The sequence below is a fragment of the Peptococcus simiae genome (assembly GCF_046097595.1).
Classification (GTDB): Bacteria; Bacillota; Peptococcia; order Peptococcales; family Peptococcaceae; genus Peptococcus; species Peptococcus simiae.
In genome coordinates, this window is record NZ_JBJUVG010000003.1 from 22,535 (window position 1) to 45,927 (window position 23,393).

Sequence of the window (23,393 nt, forward strand, 5' to 3'; positions counted from 1 at the left end):
GGAAGGACTCATTATGAAAGTTGGCGTTATCGGTGCCGGAACCATGGGTTCCGGGATTGCACAAGCCTTTGCTCAAACAGAAGGCTTTGAAGTGGTTTTAACAGATATTAATATGGACTTTGCCAATAACGGGAAAGCCAAAATCGAAAAAGGCCTGATGAAACGGGTCGATAAGGGTAAAATGGAAAAAGCCGCTGCTGATGCGATCTTAGACCGGATCACCACAGGCTTACGGGATGACTGCAAAGATTGCGACTTAATCATTGAAGCAGCCATCGAAAACATGGAAATCAAGAAGGAAACCTTCAAGGCCCTGGAAGAAATCTGCAAACCGGATGCTATTTTTGCGACCAATACCTCCTCCCTGTCTATCACTGAAATTGGGGCAGATATTGAACGCAGCGTCATCGGGATGCACTTCTTCAACCCTGCACCGGTCATGAAACTCATTGAAGTCATCAAGGGGATTAACACCCCGGACGAAACGGCTAAGAAAATCATCGAAATCTCCGAAAAAATCGGTAAAACCCCTGTTGAAGTTGAAGAAGGCCCGGGCTTTGTCGTTAACCGGATCCTGATTCCGATGATTAACGAAGCCATTGGCATTTATGCTGACGGTTTAGCTTCTGTAGAAGGTATTGATACGGCTATGAAATTAGGGGCCAACCACCCCATGGGTCCCCTTGCCTTAGGTGACCTGGTTGGGTTGGATATTGTCCTGGCTGTTATGGAAGTTCTTTATAATGAAACCGGCGATCCGAAATATCGTCCGCACACCCTCTTACGCAAGATGGTCCGCGGTAAGAAATTAGGGATTAAAACCGGCGAAGGGTTCTATACCTATAACAAATAGGCTGTAAGTAAAGAGGCCTTCCCGACAGCTTTTTGTATCTTGAACAAGGAAGAGGAGGTCTAATTATGGCAGTATTAGTTAAAGACGTTATGATTGAAAATCCCAAGACCCTGATTAATACGGCAAATGTGGGGGACGCAATCCAAATATTTGCCCGTGAAAAAATCAGCTCGATTTTCATCGTTGACGAATCAGGCGAATTAGTGGGTATCTTATCGGATGCAGATATCATTGATGATGTGGTCCACAATGTTCGGAAGAAAAACAAACAGCTTAACCATATCCGCAGTTGGTATCAAGTCGACTGTTTCCCCTACTATTTGAAAACAGTGGTCAATGATCCGATTGATAGCTGCTATACTTCCCGGGTGTATACGGTTCGTCCGGATGACACCATGCGGGAAGCGTCTAAAATAATCAATAAACGGCAACTGCGTCATATGCCGGTGGTCGATGAAGACAACAAGCCGGTGGGCTTGATTACAAGGAATAACGTGGTCCATGGCTTATTCAAAGAATTTTTGGATAATCCGGACGCCGAATGCCTTGAGGATAGCCAAGATGACGATTTTTAAGGAATAAGAAGGGCCCTGCGCATTTTGTTGCGCAGGGCTTTTTTGGTCGTTTTATGTATGCAGGCCGGTGCTTGGGTGGCCTATTGACAAAGCAACAAAGACCGCCTGGACCGGTGGCAGCGGGGCTGCCCTTCGGCTCAGGCGGTCTTTTTATGGACAGGGAAATATATCAGGGGCTTCGGCCTCGCTTATCAAGCTCGCAAACCGGCCTTGGCGGTCAGGCCTAGCCCCGGCGCCAGCGGCCGACGAGGGCACAGCAGGCATAGAGGCAGAGGTTGACGATGACCACGGTGGCCCCGGTGGGCAGGTCCCAATAAAAGGAGGCCGCCAGGCCGCCTAACATGGCAGCTACAGCCAGGCCTGCTGCGGTGGCCACCACCCCCTTATAGGTGTGGGAGAGGTGCATGGCCCCGGCTGAGGGAAAGATAATGAGTCCGCCAATGAGGAGGGCCCCAACTAGGCGGAGGCCTAAAACCACCGTAATGGCCGTCAGGATGGCCAGGAGCATCCGGTAAAAGTTTGCCCCCAAACCACTGGCTTTAGCAAAGTCTTCGTCAAAGCTAATGGCAAAAATCCGGTTAAAGCTGAAGAGGTAGACGCCCAGGACGGTTAGCGATAAGAGGACGGTGAGGGTGAGTTCTTCAGGGCTAATGGCTAGGATGGAGCCGAAGAGGTAGGACGAAATATCGGCGGTAATTCCCCGGGATAGGCTGGCAACCGCCACCCCGATGGCCATAGCCGCAGTGGAAATCATGGCAATGGCCCCATCGCCTTTCAAGTGTCCCCGGTCAGATAAATACAGGAGGGTCACCGAGGCCAGGGTGACCACCGGTAGGGCAAAGGCCAGGGGCGCCCAGCCAACCGCCAAGGCGACAGACATGGCTGCAAAGGCGGTATGGGAAAGGCCATCGCCAATCATGGCAAAGCGGCGGAGGACCAGGGGCACCCCTAAAACCGCACAGCAGAGGGCGATAAGGAGGCCCACCAGGAGGGCCCGACGCATAAAGTCGTAGTCTAAAAAGGCAAGGATTTAAACCAGCTCCTTTCCTGTTTGGCCGGGGTAGTCGGCTGCCGGGCCAAAGTAGACCAGCTGGCCATGGTCCATATGGAGGATGTGGCTGGCATCGGTCAGGCCATCGGTCATATCATGGGAGATGGTCACGATGGTCAGGCCCTCCTGGCGGTTGAGCCGCCGCAAGAGCCCGTAGAGGTCTGCGGCGGTGCCGGTATCCAGGCCGGCGGTCGGTTCATCCAGGAAGAGGAGGCCGTCAGCCGCCACGAGGGCCCGGGCCAGCAGTACCCGGCGGCGTTGGCCACCGGATAGGGCCTGGAAGGACCGGCCGGCAAAGGGAACCATGTCCATCTTGGCCAGGGCCGCCTGGGCCGCGGCCTTATCAGCGGCGGTATAAAAAGGGTGGTGCTGGCCTTTCAGGCAGCCGGTCAAGACCACCTCCTGGACAGAGGCCGGAAAGTTGGAGGCAATCTGGTCTAGCTGGGCCAGGTAGCCGGGCTTGGTCTCCGGTGGCGAAAATGTAATGCTGCCGGCGGCCAGGGGGACCAGGCCGGCCAGCCCCTTTAGGAGGCTGCTTTTACCGGATCCGTTTTCGCCGATGATCACCAGGTAGGCGCCGGTTGGCAGATCAAAGGTCATGTGCTGGACCACCGGCACCGGCCCGTATGCAATTGTAAGGTCCTGACATTTGATCGCGGCCATAGGGGCTCCTTTCTCCAGCTTAGTTGGTGACAGCTAGGCCCTTTTTCAGGGATTCCAGGTTTTGGCGTAAAATATCGGTGTAGCTGAGCCCCTTTTTCAGGTCCTCTTCGCTGATGGTGTGGCCGGCATGAAGCATGAGGGTTTCGGCGCCGGTGTCATCTGCCAATTGGCGGGCCAGTTTCGGGGTCGTCTGTTCAGTATAATACAGGACAGAAATGCCTTTGTCACGCATTAAATCACTGATTTGGGCAATCCGGCGGGCAGAGGCTTCGCCGTGTTCGCCATAAGAAGAGAGGACCGGGACAAAGGTGAAGCCGTAGTCGTTAGCCAGGTAGAGGAAGGGGAATTCATCGGCAACGACCAGGGGTCGGTTGTCGGCTTTTTCGCCGAGGGCGGTGTATTCCTTGTCCAGGGCCTGGAGCTCTTCGGTCAGGGTTTTGCAGTTCTTGGTGTAGTCATCTTTCCCGGCCGGGTCTTTTTCAATGAGGGCATCCCGGATGGTTTCGGCGATGATGATGTCATTCCGAATCCCGGTCCAGGTGTGGGGGTCGTAGGGGTCATTTTCATGGTGATGGTGGTGGCCGGCTTCTTCACCGGCTTCCTGGTCATGGCTGTCTTCAGTGCCCTCGTGGTCGTGGGCTTCTTCACCGACGGCCTGGTCATGCTCATGGTCATGGTCGTGGGTCGCTTCCTCGGCATCATGATGGTCGTGGTCATGGTCGGCCTCATCGTGCTCGTGTTCGGCTGCTTCCGCCTCGCCGGCTGCGGCGGTTTTGTCGTCAACCGGGATGGCCTTGGGCAGGGGGCTATTGGCCAGCAGGGCTTCGAGGGTGTCTTCCTTGGGCATGGCCAGTTTGGGCACCTTTTGGCTGACATTGACGAATTGAACCTTATCGGTATCCAACCGGTCCGGTAATTCGCTGATCCAGTGGTTCATGACCGGGTTGGTATAGAAGAGGAGGTCGGCCTTTTGGATGGCCTTCATGTCCCCGGGGCTGGGTTCATAGGAATGGGCATCGGCCCCGGGCGGAATCAGCAGGCTGACTTCGGCCCGGTCCCCGGCGATTTTTTTGGCAAAATCATACTCGGGGAACATGGTCGTTAAAACGGTAAGCCCGGTGCTCCCTTCTTCGGCAGCCGGTTCAGATGATGAATTGTTGGCGCCACAGGCGCTTAAGGTAACCAGGGCCAGGGTCAAGACACCGGCCATCACTTGTCGCATTTTCATGGATGGATCCTCCTGTTAATATGAAATATTTTTGCCCGCCTGCTTTTGGCAGTCGGCGCAGTAGCCACGGATAATAAGCTGCTGGGTATCGATGAGAAAATCATGGTCATCGGCAATATGCCGCCACAGGGCTTCGGCCTGGTGGCAGTGGTGGGTTTCTGTCTTCCCGCAGGATAGGCAATGGAGCATAAAGCCATCGGGCCGGGGCTGGTAGACGTAGAGGTCGCTGGAAATGGCCGGGTCACTCGTCCGGGTAAGCCAGCCATCGCTCGCTAGGAGGCTGAGGTTCCGGTAGAGGGTGGCCACAGATATGCCCTGTCCCTTGGCATCGAGGGCTTCCTTGAGTTGGGCGGCGGTCACCGCCTGGTCCTGGTGGCGCTCAAACCAGGCGATAATCGCTGACCGGTGGCCGGTTTGGTAGCGTTTTCCTTTCATTGGAAAGTGAATACTCCTTTCTTTATAAATAAGAATGATTATCATAATCGTTCTTATTTTAGAACTTGTCCGGGGGCCTGTCAAGGGCAGGGGATGTTTGAAAAGGGCGATTGTGGGTATATGCTTTAAAGTGACTTATTCAGTTTCCGGACTTTACCCTTTTATTGCAAAAGGGGGCCACTCGCCTTATAATAGTAGCAATTGCCGATGTAGCTCAGAGGATAGAGCAGTGGTTTCCTAAACCATTGGCCGCAGGTTCGACTCCTGTCATCGGCGTGACCTGCCAGGCTAGATTGGGTAAGTAGAGAGTGGCATGTGAGATGCCCTACGAGGAGGATTATATGTACGATATAGCAATCATTGGTAGTGGACCGGCTGGCATGACGGCGGGGATTTACGCCCGGCGGGCCGGCTATTCCGTCGCTATGTTTGAAATGGGGGTCCCCGGCGGACAAGCGGCGACCACAGACTTTATTGAAAACTTTCCGGGCTTTCCCGGTGGCATCAGCGGTTCTGAGCTGATGATGAAGTTCTATGAGCAGGCCACCACCTTTGGCGCTGAAATGATTTTTGAACGGGTGACCGATGTGGATGTCAAAGACCAGGTCAAGAAGGTTACGACCACCACCGCCAACGGTCCCCGGACCTATGAGGCCAAGGTGGTTATCCTGGCCATGGGCGCCCATCCTAAAATGCTTCGGGTCCCCAATGAAGGGAAGTTCCGGGGCCGGGGGGTCAGCTACTGTGCCACCTGCGATGGCTTCTTCTTCAAAGATAAGGATGTCTGCGTTGTCGGCGGCGGTGATGTGGCCGTCGAAGAGGCCCTTTACCTGACCAAGATGTGCAATAGCGTCACCCTCTTCCACCGCCGGGATGAATTACGGGCTAATAAACGGTCCCAGGCCCTGGCCTTTGAAAATGAGAAACTCCACATTGAATGGGACACCGTGGTAACCGAATTCTTGGGCGATGATAAGTTGGGCCAGGTGGTCACCAAAAATGTCAAGACAGAAGAGGAAAAAACCTGGGACTTCCCCGGCTGCTTCATCTTTGTGGGCTATGACCCCAATGATGATGTCATGCCGGCAGAAGTAGACTGTGACGACCATGGCTATGTCCTGGCCGGTGAAGATATGGCCACGAATGTGCCCGGCGTTTACGCTATCGGTGACCTCCGGGTCAAGAATGTCCGCCAGATTGCTTCGGCCGTCGGTGATGCCGGTGTGGTTATGCACGATATTGAGCGGTACTTCCGTGAGGAGTATAAGGCATGAGCTACCGCCATATGAAACCCTGGCAAAAAATTGCCCTCATTGTTTTAGTTGTCCTGCTTTGTTTAGGCCTTTTATTGCCCTCTTTTTTGGGCTTTTGGCTTTAAAAATAAGCTTACACGATAGGAGGAAATAAGATGAGTGAAGAAAAAGATATGCGGATTTACCAATGTCAAATGGCGACCTGCGGGTATATGTACATCCCTTCCAAGGGGGACAAAAAAGGTGGTATTCCCAAGGGCACAGCCTTTGAAGATCTGCCGGATAACTGGAAATGCCCCTTATGCGGCGCCACTAAAAAGGCCTTTAAGCCCATCGACTAATAAAAAAAGCCCCGGTGCAGACCGATTGTGAACTGCCTCCCCTTTCTTGGACACCAAGAAAGGGGAGCTTTTTCATGGTTTCAGATAACCGAGTTAAGCATGATCCATTGACACGATCCTTGGCTCTTGAATTATTTGAACGAGGATTTGGATACATGTTTGTATCATCTCATCTTGGCATTCCTTGAGATACTGTGCGACAATGGTATTATAAATATAGCGCCATTGGCTCAGGAGGAGTGTTAATGATGGGTGGAAAGCAAAAGAAGTATAGCTATGACCTAAAGCTGGAAGCTGCCAAAGCAGTCGTAGAAAGAGATATGAGCTACTCAGAAGCAATGGTTTACTTTAAGATTGCTTCTTTAGCACCCTTAAAAAGATGGTGCAAGCTATACCGTGAAGGTGGTGAGATAGCTCTGCTTCCAAAAGCGAAAGGGCGCCCCAGTGCAAGCAAGTCAAAAGCTACAGCAATGACTGAAGTGGACATGCTCAAGGCGAAAATACTACGCCTAGAAGCAGAAAATGCCTGCTTAAAAAAAGCGCAAGCCCTGAAAGCCTTAGAGAACTTCCCAACCGAACTAAAGTAGCCATTGTTTCGGCGCTTTCAGGGCAATTTTCACGCGCCATTCTCCTTGAATGTGTCGCATTAGCACGATCAAGCTATTACTACCTCCTTTCTCACCCAGTAAAGCCTACACGTCCGGAACTTCATGAGGCGGTCAAAGAAATTTTTTCGAGAACACCAAACGGTTGTGGTCATAGGCAAATCGCTATGGGCTTACGTGCTGAATTAGGCGTAAAGATAGCCAACAAAACCGTACTAAAAATTATGCATGACCTAGGACTTCATTGCCAAATTCGAAAAGTAAGAGCATCCACAAAATATAATGCCTATCATGGTGAACAGAAGAAAGTATTTGACAATATATTGAAGAGAGATTTTAATGCCAATAAGCCCTGGGAAAAGCTTGGAACAGATGTGACAGCCTTTCAGCTATCTTGGGGAAAGGCTTACTTGGCACCGATTTATGACTTTGCCTCAAAGGCAATTGTCGCCTGGTCTATTTCACAAAGCCCGACGATGGCACAGCAATATGAACTGTTAGATCAATTCTTCGCCAAGCTACCCAAAGGTGCCCATCCCATCTTACATAGTGATCGTGGCTGGCAATACCAACATGGCACTTGGTGCAAGAAACTTAAAGAGCAAGGGATTATCCAGAGCATGTCGAAGTTGGGCAACTGCTTAGATAATGCTGCAACAGAGCAGGTTTTTGGTCACCTCAAAGACGAGTTTTTCCGTGGTCAGCATTGGCATACCTTTGATCTATGATATAGTTTCTATTTATCTTGTCCAAGATTACGGGTGCAGTTCATTGACCTGCAGCGGGGCTCTTTTATGCCGACCTTGGCTGGAAAGGGGGTATTTCCTGCATCTTCTACTTGACACAGGGACTTTACCTGTTTTATAATAGCATTCGTCAAGATATTGATATAGGCCTGTAGCTCAGCTGGTTAGAGCGCACGCCTGATAAGCGTGAGGTCGGTGGTTCAAGTCCACTCAGGCCTATAAAAAAGAGCCCACCAAGGTGGGCTCTTTTTTCTTTATCCGGTCCGGTGGAGAGCTCGTCCGCCTAAGCCGGGTTGTGGTCGGCAAAGTAGTCGCGGAAGGCGTGGAGGACGTCCGGGTTATCGTCAATTCTGTAGGCCCGGCTGACCACGCCGGTCTTGTTCGGGTCGAAGTCCTCGTGGTTCCACCAAATGGCCACCTTAATGTTGGGGTAGCCGGTATCGATGGTGGCCAGCATATCTCGGACCCAGGCGGCCTTGTCGCCGCCAAAGGAGGAAGAGGAGAACTCAGTGATCATCATGGGCTGGTCGTAGAGGGCCTGGTATTCCTGGTAGAGGGGGAGGTACATGGCGTTAAAGGACCGCCACTTTTCGTGGGGGTAGTAGGTGCCATTGTTATAGGCCGTTAAGCCGATGATGTCTACATATCCATTGCCGGGCCAGGTGAGGCCGGGGTCATTCCACTTATAGGGTGGAAAGTCGGCTTCATTGGGGTTCCAGACGAAGAGTATCTGGCCGGCAACCCCCTCTTTGCTAAAGAAGTCACAAACATAGCGGTAAAAGGCCTTGTAGATATCCGGGTCCCGGGACAGGTGGACGGGGCTATAGGCACACCAGTCCCCGTTCATTTCATTGCCCACCCGGAGGAGGATGGTGGCCCGGCTCTCGCGGATGACAGCGGCCAGGTCCTTCAGGTAGTGGTCGTACTTGCCGTTAAGGATCTCGTAGACCTGGTTGGGCCCTTCAGGCGGGTTGGCCGTCTGGAAGGTCAGCTCTACGGCCCGGCCCTCGGCCTGGGCCTGGTTTAAAATGGGGGCAATCTTGCTTTCCGGGTCGGAATTGATCACGTCAATGTAGTGGACCAGGAAGGGAAAGTGGGTGTCAAAGTCCTTCTCCAGGCCATGGAGGTAGCCATAGCGCTGGTTAGCGTAATCCGGGTCAAAGATGCCCCAGCGGAGGGGGGCCTCCTTGGAAAAGTATTTGTTATAGACAGCGGCTGTTTGTTGGTTCAGGTCCAGGGGGTGGCGGCGGTTGGCCGGGTCCGGCGCCATATAGGGGCTGGCGCTGGGGGTCTGGAGTTTGAGGCTGTCAGCGATGGCATTGACTTGGTCCCGCTGGCTCTGGCTGATGGGCTGGGCGGCCCGGTACATGAAACTGATGCCCTGGCCCTTGTCGGAAATCATATCAATGGCGTAATAATGGGGCCGGTCATTTTCAACCCTGGTCAGGGGTGTCCGGTCCCAGGCGGTGGCCACTCCGGCAAGGCCGGCGAACTGGACCTCTTCCTGGAAGGTCACCTGGTGGTCCTTGCTATTGCGGAAGGCATGAGGGGCACTGGAGTCCTGGCCACTGCACAGTTGCAGGTAGTAGGCCGGGTCACTGTCGGCCGGGAGGGTTGGGGTCAGGTAAATATCCAGCCGGCTATCTTTGGTCCAGCTGATTTCCGTCCGCAGCTGGGCCCGGTCAAAGGCGACCTGGGCGCCCTTGGGGAGGATGACCCGGTAGCCATCAACCCGGTTGGTCAGGACCTGGCCCTGGCCACTGTCGGTTAACTGGTAGCTGGTCTTAAAGAGAAGGTCCTGGGTTGAAGCAGCTGCTGGGTGGACCTTTTTAGGTTCGAAACTGGCCAATCCCAGGAGGGTAGACCCGATGATGACGATGCAAATCGCTGCCCGTCCTAGCTGCGTGGATGTTTTTTCTGTAGACTTCTGCATGGAAGACCCCCTTGGCCGGTGTTATCAGAATACAAATACTAGGCTTATTATACCAGTTTTGTATTTATAAATATAGAGGCCTTTCGCATGGGGCAGAATCCAGCTTTTTAGCCGATCATCTATTGGCAGCAGGTTAGCCCTTTGTTACAATAAAGGACATAAGAATGATTTAGAAAGGGGCCTTATGGTGCCAAAACAACAAGTTTACTACCCGGCCTTAGAAGCCTTGCGCGTGATCGCCCTGGCCGGGGTCGTCCTATACCACTACTATCCCCAACACCTGCCCGGTGCCTTTATCGGTGTGGATATTTTCCTGGTCCTGTCCGGTTTTTTGCTGGCCCGGTCCTTAGAGGCCAAGTATAACCGGGGGGAACCCTTCCACTATGGGGCCTTCCTGGCCAAGCGGGCCTGGCGGCTCTGGTGGCCGCTTTTTTGGATGCTCCTCTTGGCCATCGGCTTTATCAATTGCTTTGCGCCTTCCTTCTTATTTAATGTGCGGGCGACGGCCTTATCCGGGTTGACTTTTAGCAATAACTGGTGGCAGGTCCTCCAGGGGGCTTCCTACTTTGCTGAATTTGTCCACCCCTCGGCCTTTACCCACCTCTGGTACGTGGCTCTCATCATGCAGGTCTTTGTGGTCTTTCCCCTGATCCTGCGGGCCTGTCAGCGCCTCCTGGGCCATCCCTTGCTGGAGGCCGCTGTCCTGGTGGCCCTGGCCCTGGTTAGCGCCCTGGCTATGGGCCTTATTTACGAGCCGGGCGGGGACCCCTCCCGGGTCTATTATGGGACGGACACCCGAGCCTTTGCCTTCCTTCTTGGGGCGGCGGGGGGCCTTTTGAAAGAGGGGCAGGTTGGCCGGCGGCTGGCTGAAAGGTGGCCGCTTTTGCGCCGCCTGCCCGTTGAGGACGGCCTTGCCCTGGTGGGTCTGGTGGGCCTGGTCATCCTGGCCCGGCAGCTCATGGACCAAACGGCCTTTACCTACCGGGGCGGTCTCTTCCTGGCCAGTCTGGTGGCCCTGGTGACCATTTTTGGCCTGTCCTCTAAGAACAGTGTCCTGGCCCGACTCCTGTCCTGGAAGCCCCTGGTTTGGCTGGGCAACCGGACCTATGCCCTCTACCTCTGGTATTATCCTGTTTATGCGGTCCTGGGGCGGATGTCCGGCCTGCAGAAGGTCCCGGCCCTCCAGTGGCTGATCCTCCTGGGCCTGGGGGTCTTGACCCATTCCCTGGCTCAAGGGCAGATGGGCCGTTTCTTAAAGGGCTGGCTGCAAGGCCTGCTGGCCCGGCCCAGAGAGGCCTTTAGCCGGGAGACCTTCCTGAATGATCTCCGTCGCTGGCCCGGTCGGGCGGTGGCCCTGGTGCTAATCCTGGCCTTTGCCGGCTCGGCCCTGGTCGGGGTCCTCCGGGCCCCGGCCGGAGAGAACCAAACGGTGGCCGAGCTCCAGGCCCAATTGGCTGAAACCCAGCGGAAGTTGGAAGCCAAGAAGCGGGCCGAAGACCGGGCCCAGGTCGAGGCCATGGGGGCCATCGAGGGGCTGACCGATGCCGAGCGGCTTTTTGCGGCAGATGCCAATGTGACCTTTATTGGGGATTCCATCCTCTTGAGCGCGGCAACGCCCTTGGCCGAGGCCTTCCCCAAGGCAACCATTGATGGCCAAGTCGGTCGTCAGCTCAACCAAAGCGGGGCCGTTGTCGACCAGCTGGCGGAAAATGGCCAGTTGGCGGAAACAGTGGTCGTGGTCCTGGGCTCTAACGGGCCCTTTACCGAAGACCAGCTGGAAGACCTGGCCAGCCGTTTGGGCAAGCGACGACTCTACTTTGTCAACACCCATGTCAACCGGCAGTGGCAGGAAAGCGTCAATGAGATGCTAGCCGCCTACGTGAAAGGTCATAAGAATGCCCACTTAATTGACTGGAAAAGCCATGTCGCCCCCCATCCGGAGTGGCTCTATGAGGACCAAACCCACTGTAACCCTGAAGGGGCCAGTGCCTTTATGCAATTAGTGGTAAAGACCCTCTATGAGGACCTGGGCCAGGCACCGGCCAAAGAGACAAGCGCTGCGCCATCCAGCAAGGGCAAGCAGGCTTCTACAAAAGCTAAGGCCTAGGGCCGGAAAAGACAAGAAATATTAACACTTCTGCCCAGGCCCTCGTTGACGGCCTGGGCAGCTTCTCTAAATGCGTTGAAAACTTGCATTTCAGGGGGGCTTAGGCTATAATTCTTAAAGATATTATCAAAAACCTTGAGGAGGTCTGTTCATGCCGGAAACGCCCAGTGAGCGCCTTGAGCGCCGGCGCGCAGAGCGTGCTGCCCACCGCAAACGCGCCCGACAACGCCGGTTTAGAATCGGTTGTAGCGCGTTTATCATTCTTATACTCCTGGCCTTTGTGGGTATAGGGATCCGTATGATTCAAGTAAGCCAGAATACCCAGGAAATGGAGGCTGAGAAAAAGCCGGCCATTTCTGTCACCATTGATGAAGGGGAAGCCGTTGGCGATATTGCCAACAAGCTGGAAAAAGAAGGCGTTATTAAAAATGCAGGCCTTTTCAAGTTCTATGTTCGCTTGAAAAATGAAGGGGCTGACTTCAAAGCCGGCACCCACTTATTTGCAGAAAATATGCCCATGAAAGCCGTCATCAAAGAGTTGAAGAATGCCTCCGGCGGCGGGGTCGGGATTGTCAAGGTCCTGGTCCGCGAAGGCTCTACCCTGGACCAGATTGCCGAATCGGTGGAAGAAGCCACCGGCGTTTCTAAAAAGGACTTTAAGGCGGCAGTGACCGATGAAGCCCTGATTCAAAAGCTCGTCGACCGCCACCCGGACCTCTTAAAAGAGGTCGCGGGCAAGGATGACGTCCGCTACACCCTGGAAGGGTACCTCTTCCCGGCCACCTATGATTACAACCTGAAAGAGGGCATTCCCTCACTCATCACCCAGATGGTCGACAAGTGTGCAGAAGTGGTCGCCCCCTTTGAAGCGGATATCCAGGCCACCGGACACACCGTCAACGAAATTATGGCCATGGCCTCCTTAATTGAGAAGGAGGGGGTCACCCCGGAAGACCGGAAGAAAATTTCCTCCGTCTTCTACAACCGAATTGCCCAAGGCATGCCCATCCAATCGGATATCTCTGTTTTATATGCCCTGGGAACCCACAAGGAAATGGTCACCTTTAAGGACTTGGAAGTGGATTCGCCCTACAACCTCTATAAGAACCAGGGCCTGCCGCCGGGACCGATGAATTCTCCATCGGAAGAAGCCATTGATGCTGCAGTCCACCCGGCCGACACCAACTTCATCTACTTCTATGCCGACCTGAAAACCGGTAAAGTCTACTTTACCGATGACTATGACCAGCACCTGGCCTGGCAAAAAGAATATGAGAAAAACGGCACCATCGCCGGTTAATACCAGTGTAGCGTAAGCCTTCCGGCTTACGCTATTTTTATGGATAAAAATAGGCCGGACTGGTCATGCCCGGCTGGCGAGTCCCCTGGCAGCGAGGCTTGTCTAGGCTGACTTTAAATTGTCCACAAGACTGAGGCCACTGTTTCCTGTGGCTAACTGCCTAAATCAAGCCCTTTTCCACCTTTTTAGGCAGACTTATCCCCATTATCCACAGGTCATCCACAGTTTTGCACACAAATCTATGCACAATCGATAAAGACCGCCATCAAGGCATTTGCTAAAAGGGATGAAAAAGGAGGCTGTAAAAAGCCCTTGACCAATAGGGTTGGCGATTTGTTATTAATTTGTTACTAAAACCAGGTTTTACCCAAGTTTTCCCCAACTTACCCACAGGCTGGGGAAAACAGTTGTTTTCATTCATATTTTACGATAAATAAAAGATTCTTTTACGCCCTGGGCTTATAATCAACAGGGAATAGTCATTTGAGAGTTGACAAAGCCGCAGATAGCATGAATAATAATAGAAGCGAAAGCATAAATATCAGGAAGAGGTGGACAAATGTTAGTATTAGTCATCAACAGCGGGAGCTCTTCATTAAAGTTCCAGTTACTCAACATGGAAACCGAAGAAGTTATCTCTAAAGGCGTTGTTGAACGGATCGGCTCTCGTCAAAAAGCCGAAATCACTTTACAGGCCAAGGGTCTGAAAGTTAAAGAAGAACAGGAAATTCCAAACCACCGGGTCGCTGTAGCCCGGGTGGTAGATGGTTTATTAACCGGGGATCTGAGTGTTTTGAACTCTCTTGAAGAAATTGGTGTCGTTGGGCACCGGGTTGTTCAGGGGGGTACCACCTTCGATCACGCTATTTGCCTGGATAAAGATGTTATCAGCAAAATCCGTCAGTACAGCTCCATTGCCCCCCTGCATAACCCGCCTGCTTTGGCCGGGATTGTCGCTTGCCAGGCCCATATGCCGGGGATTCCGCAGGTGGCTGTATTCGACACCGCTTTCCACCACACCATGAGTCAAGAGCACTATATGTATGCCATTGACTATGAAGACTACAAAAAATATGGCGTCCGTCGTTACGGGGCCCACGGGACCAGCCACAAGTTTGTTGCCGGTGAGCTGGCCAAGGCCATGGGCAAAGATATCCGTGACTTAAAACTCATCACTTGCCACCTGGGGAACGGGGCTTCCATCACCGCTATTGAAGGCGGGAAAGTTGTCACCACCTCTATGGGCTTCACCCCTCTTGAAGGGCTCATGATGGGGACCCGGTCCGGGGATATTGACGCCGCAGCCGTCCTTTACTTAATGGACAATAAAAACATGGACACCGTCCAAACCGATGATTACCTGAACAAACAATGCGGTCTCTTAGGGGTCAGCGGGATTTCTAACGACTTCCGTGACATCGAAGCCGCTATGGATGAAGGCAATAAACGGGCCCAGCTCGCTTATGACATGTTCGTCCTGAAGGTGCGGGAATACATCGGCCGCTATGTGGCCCTTATGAATGGGATTGATGGGATTGTCTTTACCGCCGGTATCGGTGAAAACGACGACCGGGTCCGCAAGTCCATTTGCGAAAACCTGGACTACCTGGGTATTGAAATCGATGAAGAAAAAAATGCCGGCTGCCGGGAACGCCGGGAATTAACCAAGGATGGGGCCCGGGTCCGGACCTTCGTTATCCCGACCAACGAAGAGCTGGCCATCGCCCGCGAAACCGTCGAAAGCTTGATCAAGTACCCCTGCGATTGCCTGAGCAAGGACGACGTCCAAGAAGACGACTTTTAAGCCGTATTCCTTATAAAGAAAAGCTGTCACCTGAAAGTGACAGCTTTTTTATTGCTGCTTATTTGGAATGGGGTAGTCGGCGGTTTTGTACCAAAACTGGCATTTTTCCCGGTCGCCGGACCGCCAGGCCGGGGTGTGGCGGGGGACTTCGGCAATGCCGTCAAAGTGGCCCTGGAGGTTTTCCAGTGTCCGGCGGGAGGCGATATTGTCCGGGTCGCAGGTGATGATGACTGTTTCCATCTTCATTCGGTGGGCCAGGCCCAGGAGGAGGCGGGCTGCCGCTTGGGCATAGCCATGGCCGCGGAAGGGCGGGAAAATCCGGTAGCCGATGTGGCCGGCATAGGCGATTTCCGGGGCCCAGCCGCAGCGGAGGTCACAGGCCCCCATGAGGTCGCCGTCATAATTATAAATGGAAAAAAACCAGCAGGGCAGCCGGCCCACATAGGCCGACCCGTAAGCATATTTTATGAGTTTGAGTTGCAGGTCATCGGTGGCCAGGTCTTCGTAGATAATGTCCGGCCGGTCCGGCTGGTCGTGAAAAAGTAACCGCTTGATGGTATCGCTCATGGTCATCCCCCTTTTCTTTTAGGATACCCTCCCCCGGCCGGTTCGTCAATAAAAAGGCGGTGGTAAGGGTATATGAATGAAAATGAAGAGATAGGACCAAAGGAGGCCAGCGATGGAGGCAAGCATTCAAAATAAGGTAGGCATTATTCGCTTAGATAGACCGAAAAAGCTCAATGCCCTGAGCCTTGAGGATATCCACCAAATGCAGGAGGTTCTGGAAGGTTGGGTAGAGGACCCGGCCGTCCATTGGGTTCTTTTTGAAGGAGAGGGGAAGGCCTTCTCTGCCGGCGGGGATGTAAAGGCCCTGTATGCATACAGCCTGGAGACCGGTGATTTTCCGGAAGTTTTCTTTAAGGATGAATTCGCCCTGGACCAGCTGGTCCACGCCTATCCCAAGCCGGTGGTGGTCCTCTACAAGGGGGTCACCATGGGGGGCGGCATTGGTTTAACGGTCAATGCCGACTTACGGGTCACCGATGACAGCCTGGTCTGGTCCATGCCGGAAACCCAGCTGGGCTTTATGCCGGACGTGGCCATGGGCTGGTACTTTTCCCGGCTGGACCGGGCCGATGGCCTCTACCTGTCCCTTTTAGGGGGGCGACTGGATTGGGAAGACGCCATCCACTACGGCTTTGCCGACCTGGGCATCCGGGCGGCTGACCGGGCGGCGGCCCGCCAGGCCCTCCTGGATGTGTCCACCGAGGGCCTTTCCTATGAAGCACTTGTCGCCGCCCTGAAGGCAGCCCTGGCCCCCTTTGCCCAAGCCAGCGGCCAGGGGGCCTACCAAAGGGACCTGGCCCCCCTGGCCAAGAAATACTTTGACAAGGACCACCTGGGGGCCATTATGGCTCACCTGCAACGGGGCTATGAGCCCTTTGCCGCTGAGAGCCTGGCCGGCCTCTTATCCAGAAGTCCCCTGGCTGTGGCGGTGACCTTTTTAAAGTACGCCTACGGGAAAAACTGGACCCGGGAAGAGACCTTCCGGGTGGACCTGGACCTCTTGGCCTTCCTCTGGGATAAGGCAGAGCCCATGGAAGGGATCCGGGCCACCATGGTGGATAAGAACCACCGGCCGGCCTACTGGCGCCATTCCTATGGGGACCTGGACTGGCCCGCTCTCCACGCCTTTTTTCAAGACCGGTCGTCCCGGGCCTGACCTTGTCTAGCGGCTCGCTTTCTGCTATACTAAAATAAATTCGCAGAAAGGGGCGGTAACCATGGCAAAACGCATTAAAACCATCAGCAAACAACAACTGCAAAAAACCTTGAAAACCGGTGGCTGCGGTGAATGCCAGACTTCTTGTCAGTCTGCTTGCAAAACCAGCTGCACCGTCGGCAACCAAGTTTGCAAACAACGCTAAGTCTCGCCCGCCTTGTGCGGGTTTTTTATTGCCCGAAAAAGCCTTTTTTGGCATCAGAAAAAAGCCTGTCACTAGCGACAGGCTTTTGTATTTAATTGCGAACAGGCTGCGGGGCCTAGCACAATTCTTCCTTGACCACGTCTACCACTTCCTGACCGACCCGGGCTTGGGCCTCGTAGGTTTGGGCGCCCAGGTGGGGGGTCACGCTGACATTGGGCTGGTTGACCAGGTTCGGATTGACCTCAGGCTCACCCACAAAGACATCCAGGCCGGCAGCGGCGATCTTGCCGCTTTGGAGGGCATCGATGAGGGCCTGCTCGTCGATGAGGCCCCCGCGGGCACAGTTGACCAGCCGGACCCCATCCTTCATGCTGGCAATGGCTGCCGCATCCAGGAGGGGCTTGCCGTCCTTAGAGGCCGGGGTGTGGAGGGTGATGAAGTCGGCCTTTTGGATGAGGTCCGACATCTCCATATAGGTATAGGGAACCTGGTCATCGGCGCCGACGATATCATAGTAGAGGATGTCCATACCCAGGGCCGCGCACTTTTGGGCCAGGAGCCGGGCAGTATGGCCGAAGCCGATGAGGCCCAGGGTTTTGCCGGCCAGTTCAACGCCCCGGTAGTTCTTCTTGTTCCATTGGCCCTGGCGCATGGTTACGTTGGCCGGGGCAATAAAGCGGCTAATGGCGAAGAGCTGGGCCAGGGTTAGCTCGGCCATGGCATTGGCATTGGCCGAGGGAGTGTTGCGGACATGGATGCCCTGGTCTTTGGCATAGGCATGGTCAATATTATCAATGCCAACGCCGGCCCGGACGATGAGCTTTAAGGCGCCGGTTTTGGCAATGTCAATCTGTTCCTTGCGGACCTCTGTGGCCGACCGGATGATAACGGCATCATAGCCCTTTAAGGCCTCACCGAGGGCCTCCGGTTCGTAAAAGTGTTCATCGACCTCAGCAAAGGTCCGGAGCTGGGCCAGGGCTTCTTTGGCTAAGCCATCGGTTACTAAAATTTTCATCTATATCCTCCATTAAAGGCCTAAAATATCTTCAATATCTGCCAACAGGGCATTTAAGTCGTCCATGGTGATTTCCCCCAGGTGGGCAATCCGGAAGGTTTTTTCCTTCAAGTCGCCATACCCGTTGGAGATGGCCTTGCCCCGGTCGCCCAGGGCCTTGTTCAGGTCAGCGACGGAAATCCCCCGGGTGTTTTCAATGACTGTTAGGGTATCGGCCATGTAGCCTTCTTCCGGGAAGAGGGCAAAGTGGTCCAGGGCCCAGGCCCGGCAGCGGTCGGCCAGGGCCTGGTGGCGGGCAAAACGGGCATCCAGGCCTTCGGCCAGGATGTGGTCCAGCTGTCTGTCCATGGCAAACATGAGGCTCACATTTGGGGTGGAGGGGTACTGGTAGTTCTTTTTCACAATCCGGTCATAAATGGCCCGGAGGTCAAAGTAAACCCCCCGATATTCAACCTCGGCGGTCCGGTCATAGGCCTTTTGGCTCATGGTGCAGAGGGCCATGCCCGGTGGCAGGGCCAGGGCCTTGTGGGTGGAGGTCAGTAAAATATCAATGCCCAGGCGGTCCACTTCGATTTTCATGCCGCCGGCCGAGGAAACGGCGTCGACACACCAGACCACGTCTGGAAAATCGGCCATGACCCGGCTGATTTCTTCTAAATTATTGGCCACCCCGGTGGCGGTTTCGCTGTGGGTGGTGGTGACCAGGTCGTACTTGCCGGTGGCCAGGGCCTCACGAATTTTTTCAGCGGGTACGTGGCGGCCCAGGTCGACTTCGATTAAGTCAGCCGGGACCTGGTTGGCCAGGGCCATCTTATACCAGCGCTTCCCGAAGTCGCCCATGGCGCAGCAGAGGGCTTTTTTCGCAGTACAGGAGCGGACAGAGGCCTCCATAAGGCCACTGCCGGAGGAGGTGGATAAGAGCACCAGGTTTTTGGTATAAAAGAGTTGTTGTAATTTTTCGGTGATGGACTGCTGGAGGGCGGAAATCTCCTTGGTCCGGTGGCCGATGAGGGGCTGGGCCATGGCCTCTAGGACGTCCGGCAAGACCTCAGTGGGGCCGGGGATAAATAATTGTTTGTGATCGATTTGCATATCAATGCCTCCTAATCTCCTGAAGTGCCGTTATGGTATCATATGGACGCAAGTACTTCAAGCATGGATAGATGTCCATGAAGCATTAAATATATTTATAAAATAAAAAACGAACCGAAGCTCAGCGACCGGTTGACGGATTGGTTAGCGGCAGTTATAATAAATATATGTATTAGTCATGTGACACAAATATGTGTGACCCTGACGATTGCTGGGTAAAAGAAAGTAAGACAAACCATTGGGACAACATAAGGAAGGTGAATGATGAGTTTTCAATTTCATGAAGTATTTCCCCGGGTGCAGATGAAGACGGATGCCAAGGCCGCCCTAAGGGGCAATTGGCTAACAGCCATTGCCGTTACCATCTTATATAGTATCTTCTCCTACTTGGGAAGCTACGCTATCTTAAAGATGATGCTGCCCGGGATTTCTATGCAGACATTCCTGCTCAACAGTCAAGAGCTGTTTACGGACTTTCAGCAGCAGATGCCGGCCATGGCCGAAAATCCCCAGGTCATGGGGCTGGTGGCCCTGGTCAGCCTCATTGTCGGGGTGCTTTTATCAGGGATTTTCCAAATTGCCTTTAATATGTGGTCCTTGGCCGTGGTTGAACGGGATGAGGAAAACACCGGCCTGGCTGGCTTCTTCGGCTTCTTTGCCTATGGGATTAACGGGGCCCTCCTCTTTATTTGGATGAACCTCTGGCTCTTGATCTGGATGCTGCCCTTCTTTGTGGCCCTCGGTCTCCTGGTTGCCTTTGCCGGTAACGGCAGTTCGGCCCTCTTCGGGATAGGGGTCGCCCTCATTATGCTGGGCCTGGCAGCAGTTGCCATCTGGAAGAGTATCCAGTACAGCATGGCCTTCTTTGCCCTGGCAGATGACCCGGACCTCGGTGCCCGCCGGGCCTTGCGCCTGTCTATCGAACGGACTGAGGGGCAGATTGGCCAATTGCTCCTGATGTACCTTTCCTTTTTCGGTTGGCTGATCTTAACCAGTATCGTGCCGCCGGTTCAGCTCTATGTCACCCCCTACATGAACGTGTCCTTTGCCAACGCCTGGCGGTTCCTCCGTCCCGGCGGCATTGACGGTCGTCCGGCTAGAGAAACCGAGCCGGTGCCGGTTGCCCAACCGGTGGCTAGCCCTGGCCCGCAAGACCTGCCGGCTGATTCGGTGCCGCCGGAAGACCGGACCGGTCTCCCAAGTGACCCGGCCGAGCATGACTGGGAAGGGCCCCTTGATAAGGAGGAGCGCTAATGGCAAGCGATTTTCAGCCCAAGGCTTTCACAGAAGGTCAGGGCCACCCGGAGCCGCCGCGTCAGAAGAAGCCCAAGCGCAACCGGACGGCTGTCACCGCAGGGGTCATCATTGGCCTTTTGGCCCTCCTGGTCCTCCTGGTGGTCCTGGCGCCCGCAGGCCAGCAGGGCCGGGACGGCTGGGATAGCCGGGGCGCCGCCTTTCATGACACCATCATGGCCATCGATGTCGATGGGGTCATTGAAGAAGCCGGCGCTACCTATAACCAGGCATGGCTGGAAGGAGCCATTGAAGAGGCCCGGATGGACAAGCGGAATAAGGCCATCCTCCTGCGGATTGACTCCCCCGGGGGCACCATTTATGAAAGCGATGCCGCCTGGCGGGCCCTCATGAAGTATAAAAAAGAAACCGGCCGGCCGGTTTACGCCTATGCCGAACACCTCATGGCCTCCGGTGGTTACTACATCGCCTCGGCAGCGGATAACATCGCCGCTGACCGGAACTCCATCGTCGGCTCTATTGGGGTCATCGGTGGCCGCTTTGTCGATGCAGCCGGCCTCTTTGATAAACTGGGCCTGAAGTTTACCACCATCCATACAGGGGCCAATAAGCTCATGGGGGACCCATCAGAGCCCCCTACAGAAGAGCAGGTCGCCATCATGCAGAGCATGAGCGATGAGGCCTATGCGCAATTCGTTGATATTGTCGCCCAGGGTCGGGATATGGACCCTGAAGCGGTCAAGACCCTGGCAGATGGCCGGGTCTATACTGCCAGGCAGGGGCTGGCCAATGGCCTCTTAGATGAAGTCATGACCTATGATGAATATGAAGAGAAGGTCAAAAAAGACCTCAAGGGCAAGGGCATCATGGTCGTAGAGAGAAGCTATGAAGCACCGGTCGGCTGGGGGCTTTTCCCGCTGGGGCAGAGTCTGGCAGACCTCCTGCAAACCGCTGTCCTGGGCAATGACCTGTCCGCCGCCCTGCAAACCGTCAAAGACCTGCAAATCACTGAACCCATGTATCTTTACCAGTAGCTGACTACCGGACTGGGGACCTGCGTCCCCGGTCCGGCTTTTTTTGTGGAAAGCCTTGACCCGCAGCTGTCTGGAGACCGGGCTATGCCCGATTAAGTAGGCGGGGGAGGGGGTATAAGCAGAGCATATAGCACCATAGCGGAAATAAATTGTACATTGGCGAAAAGTGTTTGTATAATGACCTTGAGTTAAGCGATTGCTAGGCTTTTTAGATGTTGTTGATACTAAGCGATATATAAAAAAGGAGTGAAACCATTGTCAAACGCGGATAACAAAACCTTCTCTTTCCAAAACGATGATAAAGACATCGTTTGTACACCGGAGAAGAAGCCGACCAATACGAAATTATATGTTCATTCATTAATCGGGATTGCTATTATGGTTGTCTTCCAATTTCTTCCGGCTATGGGCGGGATTACCCCCATCGGGATGAAAATGGTCGGTGCCTTCTTAGGGATGGTTTACCTGTGGTCCTTGGTTGATACCATGTGGCCGTCCTTACTGGGCCTTATCTTTATGGGCTTCTCCGGCTTTGCCGGCGAAGGGGCAGAGGGTATGATCAATACCATGCTCAACGCCTTTGGCCAACACACCGTTCTCTTGACCCTCTTCTGCATGGTCCTCTTCGGGGCCCTGTATGAAAGCGGCTGCACCAACTACATTGCCAACTGGTTCCTAACGAGAAAGATCATTACCGGTCGGCCCTATGTTTTCGTAGGTATCTTCTATGCAGCTTGCTACCTCTTGTCCACCCTGATTTCACCGATTTCCTCCCTCTTGGTGATGTGGCCCATCGCCCTCTCCCTGATGGAAGAACTGAAAATTGAGCTTTGTGACAAGTTTTGGCCCTATTTCTTCGTAGGGATGTTCTTTGTTTCCACCATCGGTCAGCCCCTCTTCCCCTTTATGGGTGCTCAGTTGATTGTGGTTTCCGCCTTTCAATCAATGAGCGGGACCCCTGTACCTTACGGCCAGTACATGGCTTTGAACTTAATCATGTGCTTTATTTTGACCCTCGTGTACATTCTCATCCTCAAGTATATTATTCGTCCGGATGTCAGCAAGCTGAAGGCCGTCGATGCTGAAAAAATCGCTGCGCAAAACACCCTGCCGCCGATGAATCTCCAGCAGAAAGCCTTCTTAATTATGCTGCCGGTTTACATCGTGCTCTTGCTGATGCCGTCCTTCTTACCGAAAACCTTCCCCCTGGTATCAACCTTAAGCACCTTGGGGCCTCTCGGGGTGACCATTGTTTTCGTTATTTTCTTCAGTATTATCCGCTTTGGCTCCGGCCCCTTCCTGAACTTTAAAGAAGTGGCTTACGGCCAGCTTTCCTGGGGGATTTACTTCATGATCGCAGCAGCGGTATACGGGGCCAATGGTCTTTCTGCTGATGCCACTGGGGTAAAAACCTTCCTTTTATCTGCCCTGAACCCCATTTTAGGGGGCCGGTCTGAAATGGCCTTCGTCGCCATCATGTTCACCGTGGCCCTCATTATCACCAACTTTGCCAACAATGCCGCTATGGCTGTGGTCCTGATGCCGGTTATCCTGGCCTTCAGCGAACAAATGAATATCAACCCCATGCCGGTGGCTATGGGTGTTGGGATGATGGTCTTCGTCGCCATGTTAACCCCGGCTGCTTCTCCCCACGCCGGGATGATGCACGGCCGGAAAGACATCTACACCACCGGGGATATTATGCGGATTGGCTTCCCCCAATGTATCGCTACCCTGATTTTCTACATCTTCCTGGGCTATCCCCTGGCTAAACTGCTTTTCGCCTAAATCAAGACTTTATCCTTGACCGGGAATGTGCTTTTTAGTATAATGGCCTGGACTCAATGATAGACGCTCATTGATTTTCGATGAAAAGAGGTGGAAACATGAAAGACGGAATTCATCCGGATTATCATGAAGTAAAGGTAACTTGCGGTTGCGGGAATGAGTTCACCACACGGTCTACGTCTAAAAATGACATTAAAGTAGAAGTGTGCTCTGCCTGTCATCCGTTCTACACCGGCAAACAACGCACCCATGGTGCCAAGGGCCGGGTAGAAGCCTTCAATAAAAAGTACAATCGTAAATAAGCACGACCTTCTGCAGGCCGCTGCCGGTCACCCGTGCAGCGGCCTGCTTATTTTATATCCATTTTTTGATGATCCTGTCAAAAAAT

General features: G+C 53.8%; 23 protein-coding genes and 2 tRNA genes. 17 read left to right on the forward strand and 8 right to left on the reverse strand.

Annotated elements, in window-relative coordinates:
- Positions 1-13 precede the first annotated feature (13 nt).
- Positions 14-853, forward strand: coding sequence for a 3-hydroxyacyl-CoA dehydrogenase NAD-binding domain-containing protein (locus tag ACKQTC_RS03160; protein WP_408976979.1), 840 nt, complete (start codon positions 14-16; stop codon positions 851-853).
- Positions 854-918: 65 nt separating this feature from the next.
- Positions 919-1,428, forward strand: a complete 510-nt coding sequence (locus ACKQTC_RS03165; RefSeq protein ID WP_408976980.1) for a CBS domain-containing protein — start codon at positions 919-921, stop codon at positions 1,426-1,428.
- Between the two features lie 223 nt (positions 1,429-1,651).
- Here ACKQTC_RS03165 and ACKQTC_RS03170 read toward each other — a convergent pair whose 3' ends face one another.
- From ACKQTC_RS03170 to ACKQTC_RS03185, 4 genes are read right to left on the reverse strand one after another with little or no spacing between them, the layout of a single operon-like run.
- Entirely contained in the window at positions 1,652-2,431 is a 780-nt protein-coding gene (locus ACKQTC_RS03170) for a metal ABC transporter permease (RefSeq protein ID WP_408976981.1), read from the reverse strand.
- 27 nt (positions 2,432-2,458) lie between these two features.
- Positions 2,459-3,142: a metal ABC transporter ATP-binding protein gene (locus tag ACKQTC_RS03175; protein ID WP_408976982.1), complete on the reverse strand. Its 684-nt coding sequence runs from the start codon at positions 3,140-3,142 to the stop codon at positions 2,459-2,461.
- 19 nt (positions 3,143-3,161) lie between these two features.
- Entirely contained in the window at positions 3,162-4,370 is a 1,209-nt protein-coding gene (locus ACKQTC_RS03180) for a metal ABC transporter substrate-binding protein (protein WP_408976983.1), read from the reverse strand.
- A gap of 15 nt (positions 4,371-4,385) precedes the next feature.
- Positions 4,386-4,805, reverse strand: a complete 420-nt coding sequence (locus ACKQTC_RS03185; RefSeq protein WP_408976984.1) for a Fur family transcriptional regulator — start codon at positions 4,803-4,805, stop codon at positions 4,386-4,388.
- Positions 4,806-5,008: 203 nt separating this feature from the next.
- Between ACKQTC_RS03185 and ACKQTC_RS03190 the strand changes: the two genes are divergently transcribed.
- From ACKQTC_RS03190 to ACKQTC_RS03215, 6 genes are all read left to right on the forward strand, one after another.
- A tRNA-Arg gene (locus ACKQTC_RS03190) sits at positions 5,009-5,081 on the forward strand.
- A gap of 65 nt (positions 5,082-5,146) precedes the next feature.
- A complete protein-coding gene (gene trxB, locus ACKQTC_RS03195; protein WP_408976985.1) occupies positions 5,147-6,079 on the forward strand; it encodes a thioredoxin-disulfide reductase in 933 nt (310 codons plus the stop codon).
- Between the two features lie 134 nt (positions 6,080-6,213).
- Positions 6,214-6,399 carry a rubredoxin gene (locus tag ACKQTC_RS03200; RefSeq protein ID WP_408976986.1) on the forward strand — a complete coding sequence of 62 codons (186 nt, stop codon included), beginning with the start codon at positions 6,214-6,216 and terminating at the stop codon, positions 6,397-6,399.
- Between the two features lie 245 nt (positions 6,400-6,644).
- Positions 6,645-6,986 carry a transposase gene (locus tag ACKQTC_RS03205; RefSeq protein WP_408976987.1) on the forward strand — a complete coding sequence of 114 codons (342 nt, stop codon included), beginning with the start codon at positions 6,645-6,647 and terminating at the stop codon, positions 6,984-6,986.
- Positions 6,926-7,732: an IS3 family transposase gene (locus tag ACKQTC_RS03210; RefSeq protein WP_408977114.1), complete on the forward strand. Its 807-nt coding sequence runs from the start codon at positions 6,926-6,928 to the stop codon at positions 7,730-7,732. Before ACKQTC_RS03205 ends, ACKQTC_RS03210 begins: the two co-directional genes overlap by 61 nt.
- Before the next feature lie 163 nt (positions 7,733-7,895).
- Positions 7,896-7,969: transfer RNA gene (locus ACKQTC_RS03215), tRNA-Ile, on the forward strand.
- A 64-nt stretch (positions 7,970-8,033) separates the two neighbouring features.
- Here ACKQTC_RS03215 and ACKQTC_RS03220 read toward each other — a convergent pair.
- On the reverse strand, positions 8,034-9,683 hold the full coding sequence (locus ACKQTC_RS03220) for a glycoside hydrolase family 26 protein (RefSeq protein WP_408976988.1): 1,650 nt from the start codon (positions 9,681-9,683) through the stop codon (positions 8,034-8,036).
- A 187-nt stretch (positions 9,684-9,870) separates the two neighbouring features.
- On the opposite strand from ACKQTC_RS03220, the gene ACKQTC_RS03225 reads away from it, so the two are divergent.
- The 3 genes from ACKQTC_RS03225 to ACKQTC_RS03235 all read left to right on the forward strand — a co-directional run bounded on the left by ACKQTC_RS03225 (position 9,871) and on the right by ACKQTC_RS03235 (position 14,894).
- The gene (locus ACKQTC_RS03225; protein ID WP_408976989.1) at positions 9,871-11,790 is read left to right on the forward strand and encodes an acyltransferase family protein; all 1,920 of its coding nucleotides are present in this window, start codon (positions 9,871-9,873) and stop codon (positions 11,788-11,790) included.
- 151 nt (positions 11,791-11,941) lie between these two features.
- Positions 11,942-13,090, forward strand: a complete 1,149-nt coding sequence (mltG, locus tag ACKQTC_RS03230; protein WP_408976990.1) for an endolytic transglycosylase MltG — start codon at positions 11,942-11,944, stop codon at positions 13,088-13,090.
- 559 nt (positions 13,091-13,649) lie between these two features.
- Positions 13,650-14,894, forward strand: coding sequence for an acetate/propionate family kinase (locus tag ACKQTC_RS03235; protein ID WP_408976991.1), 1,245 nt, complete (start codon positions 13,650-13,652; stop codon positions 14,892-14,894).
- Between the two features lie 48 nt (positions 14,895-14,942).
- On the opposite strand, the gene ACKQTC_RS03240 is transcribed toward ACKQTC_RS03235, so the two are convergent.
- Positions 14,943-15,461, reverse strand: a complete 519-nt coding sequence (locus tag ACKQTC_RS03240; protein WP_408976992.1) for a GNAT family N-acetyltransferase — start codon at positions 15,459-15,461, stop codon at positions 14,943-14,945.
- 112 nt (positions 15,462-15,573) lie between these two features.
- On the opposite strand from ACKQTC_RS03240, the gene ACKQTC_RS03245 reads away from it, so the two are divergent.
- Together ACKQTC_RS03245 and scfA are read left to right on the forward strand one after the other, a co-directional pair.
- Positions 15,574-16,617 (forward strand): enoyl-CoA hydratase/isomerase family protein, encoded by a 1,044-nt coding sequence (locus ACKQTC_RS03245; RefSeq protein WP_408976993.1) that lies wholly within the window; start codon positions 15,574-15,576, stop codon positions 16,615-16,617.
- 61 nt (positions 16,618-16,678) lie between these two features.
- Positions 16,679-16,822, forward strand: a complete 144-nt coding sequence (scfA, locus tag ACKQTC_RS03250) for a six-cysteine ranthipeptide SCIFF (RefSeq protein WP_408976994.1) — start codon at positions 16,679-16,681, stop codon at positions 16,820-16,822.
- A 115-nt stretch (positions 16,823-16,937) separates the two neighbouring features.
- On the opposite strand, the gene ACKQTC_RS03255 is transcribed toward scfA, so the two are convergent.
- Positions 16,938-17,837, reverse strand: a complete 900-nt coding sequence (locus ACKQTC_RS03255) for a D-2-hydroxyacid dehydrogenase (protein ID WP_408976995.1) — start codon at positions 17,835-17,837, stop codon at positions 16,938-16,940.
- A 12-nt stretch (positions 17,838-17,849) separates the two neighbouring features.
- The gene (locus tag ACKQTC_RS03260) at positions 17,850-18,929 is read right to left on the reverse strand and encodes a pyridoxal-phosphate-dependent aminotransferase family protein (RefSeq protein WP_408976996.1); all 1,080 of its coding nucleotides are present in this window, start codon (positions 18,927-18,929) and stop codon (positions 17,850-17,852) included.
- Positions 18,930-19,193: 264 nt separating this feature from the next.
- Here ACKQTC_RS03260 and ACKQTC_RS03265 point away from each other — a divergent pair, with 264 nt between their 5' ends.
- From ACKQTC_RS03265 to rpmE, 4 genes are all read left to right on the forward strand, one after another.
- Positions 19,194-20,183 carry a DUF975 family protein gene (locus ACKQTC_RS03265; protein ID WP_408976997.1) on the forward strand — a complete coding sequence of 330 codons (990 nt, stop codon included), beginning with the start codon at positions 19,194-19,196 and terminating at the stop codon, positions 20,181-20,183.
- On the forward strand, positions 20,183-21,217 hold the full coding sequence (gene sppA, locus ACKQTC_RS03270; RefSeq protein ID WP_408976998.1) for a signal peptide peptidase SppA: 1,035 nt from the start codon (positions 20,183-20,185) through the stop codon (positions 21,215-21,217). Before ACKQTC_RS03265 ends, sppA begins: the two co-directional genes overlap by 1 nt.
- Before the next feature lie 246 nt (positions 21,218-21,463).
- Positions 21,464-23,005, forward strand: a complete 1,542-nt coding sequence (locus tag ACKQTC_RS03275) for an SLC13 family permease (protein WP_408976999.1) — start codon at positions 21,464-21,466, stop codon at positions 23,003-23,005.
- Between the two features lie 98 nt (positions 23,006-23,103).
- Positions 23,104-23,307 (forward strand): 50S ribosomal protein L31, encoded by a 204-nt coding sequence (rpmE, locus tag ACKQTC_RS03280; protein ID WP_408977000.1) that lies wholly within the window; start codon positions 23,104-23,106, stop codon positions 23,305-23,307.
- Positions 23,308-23,393 lie beyond the last annotated feature (86 nt).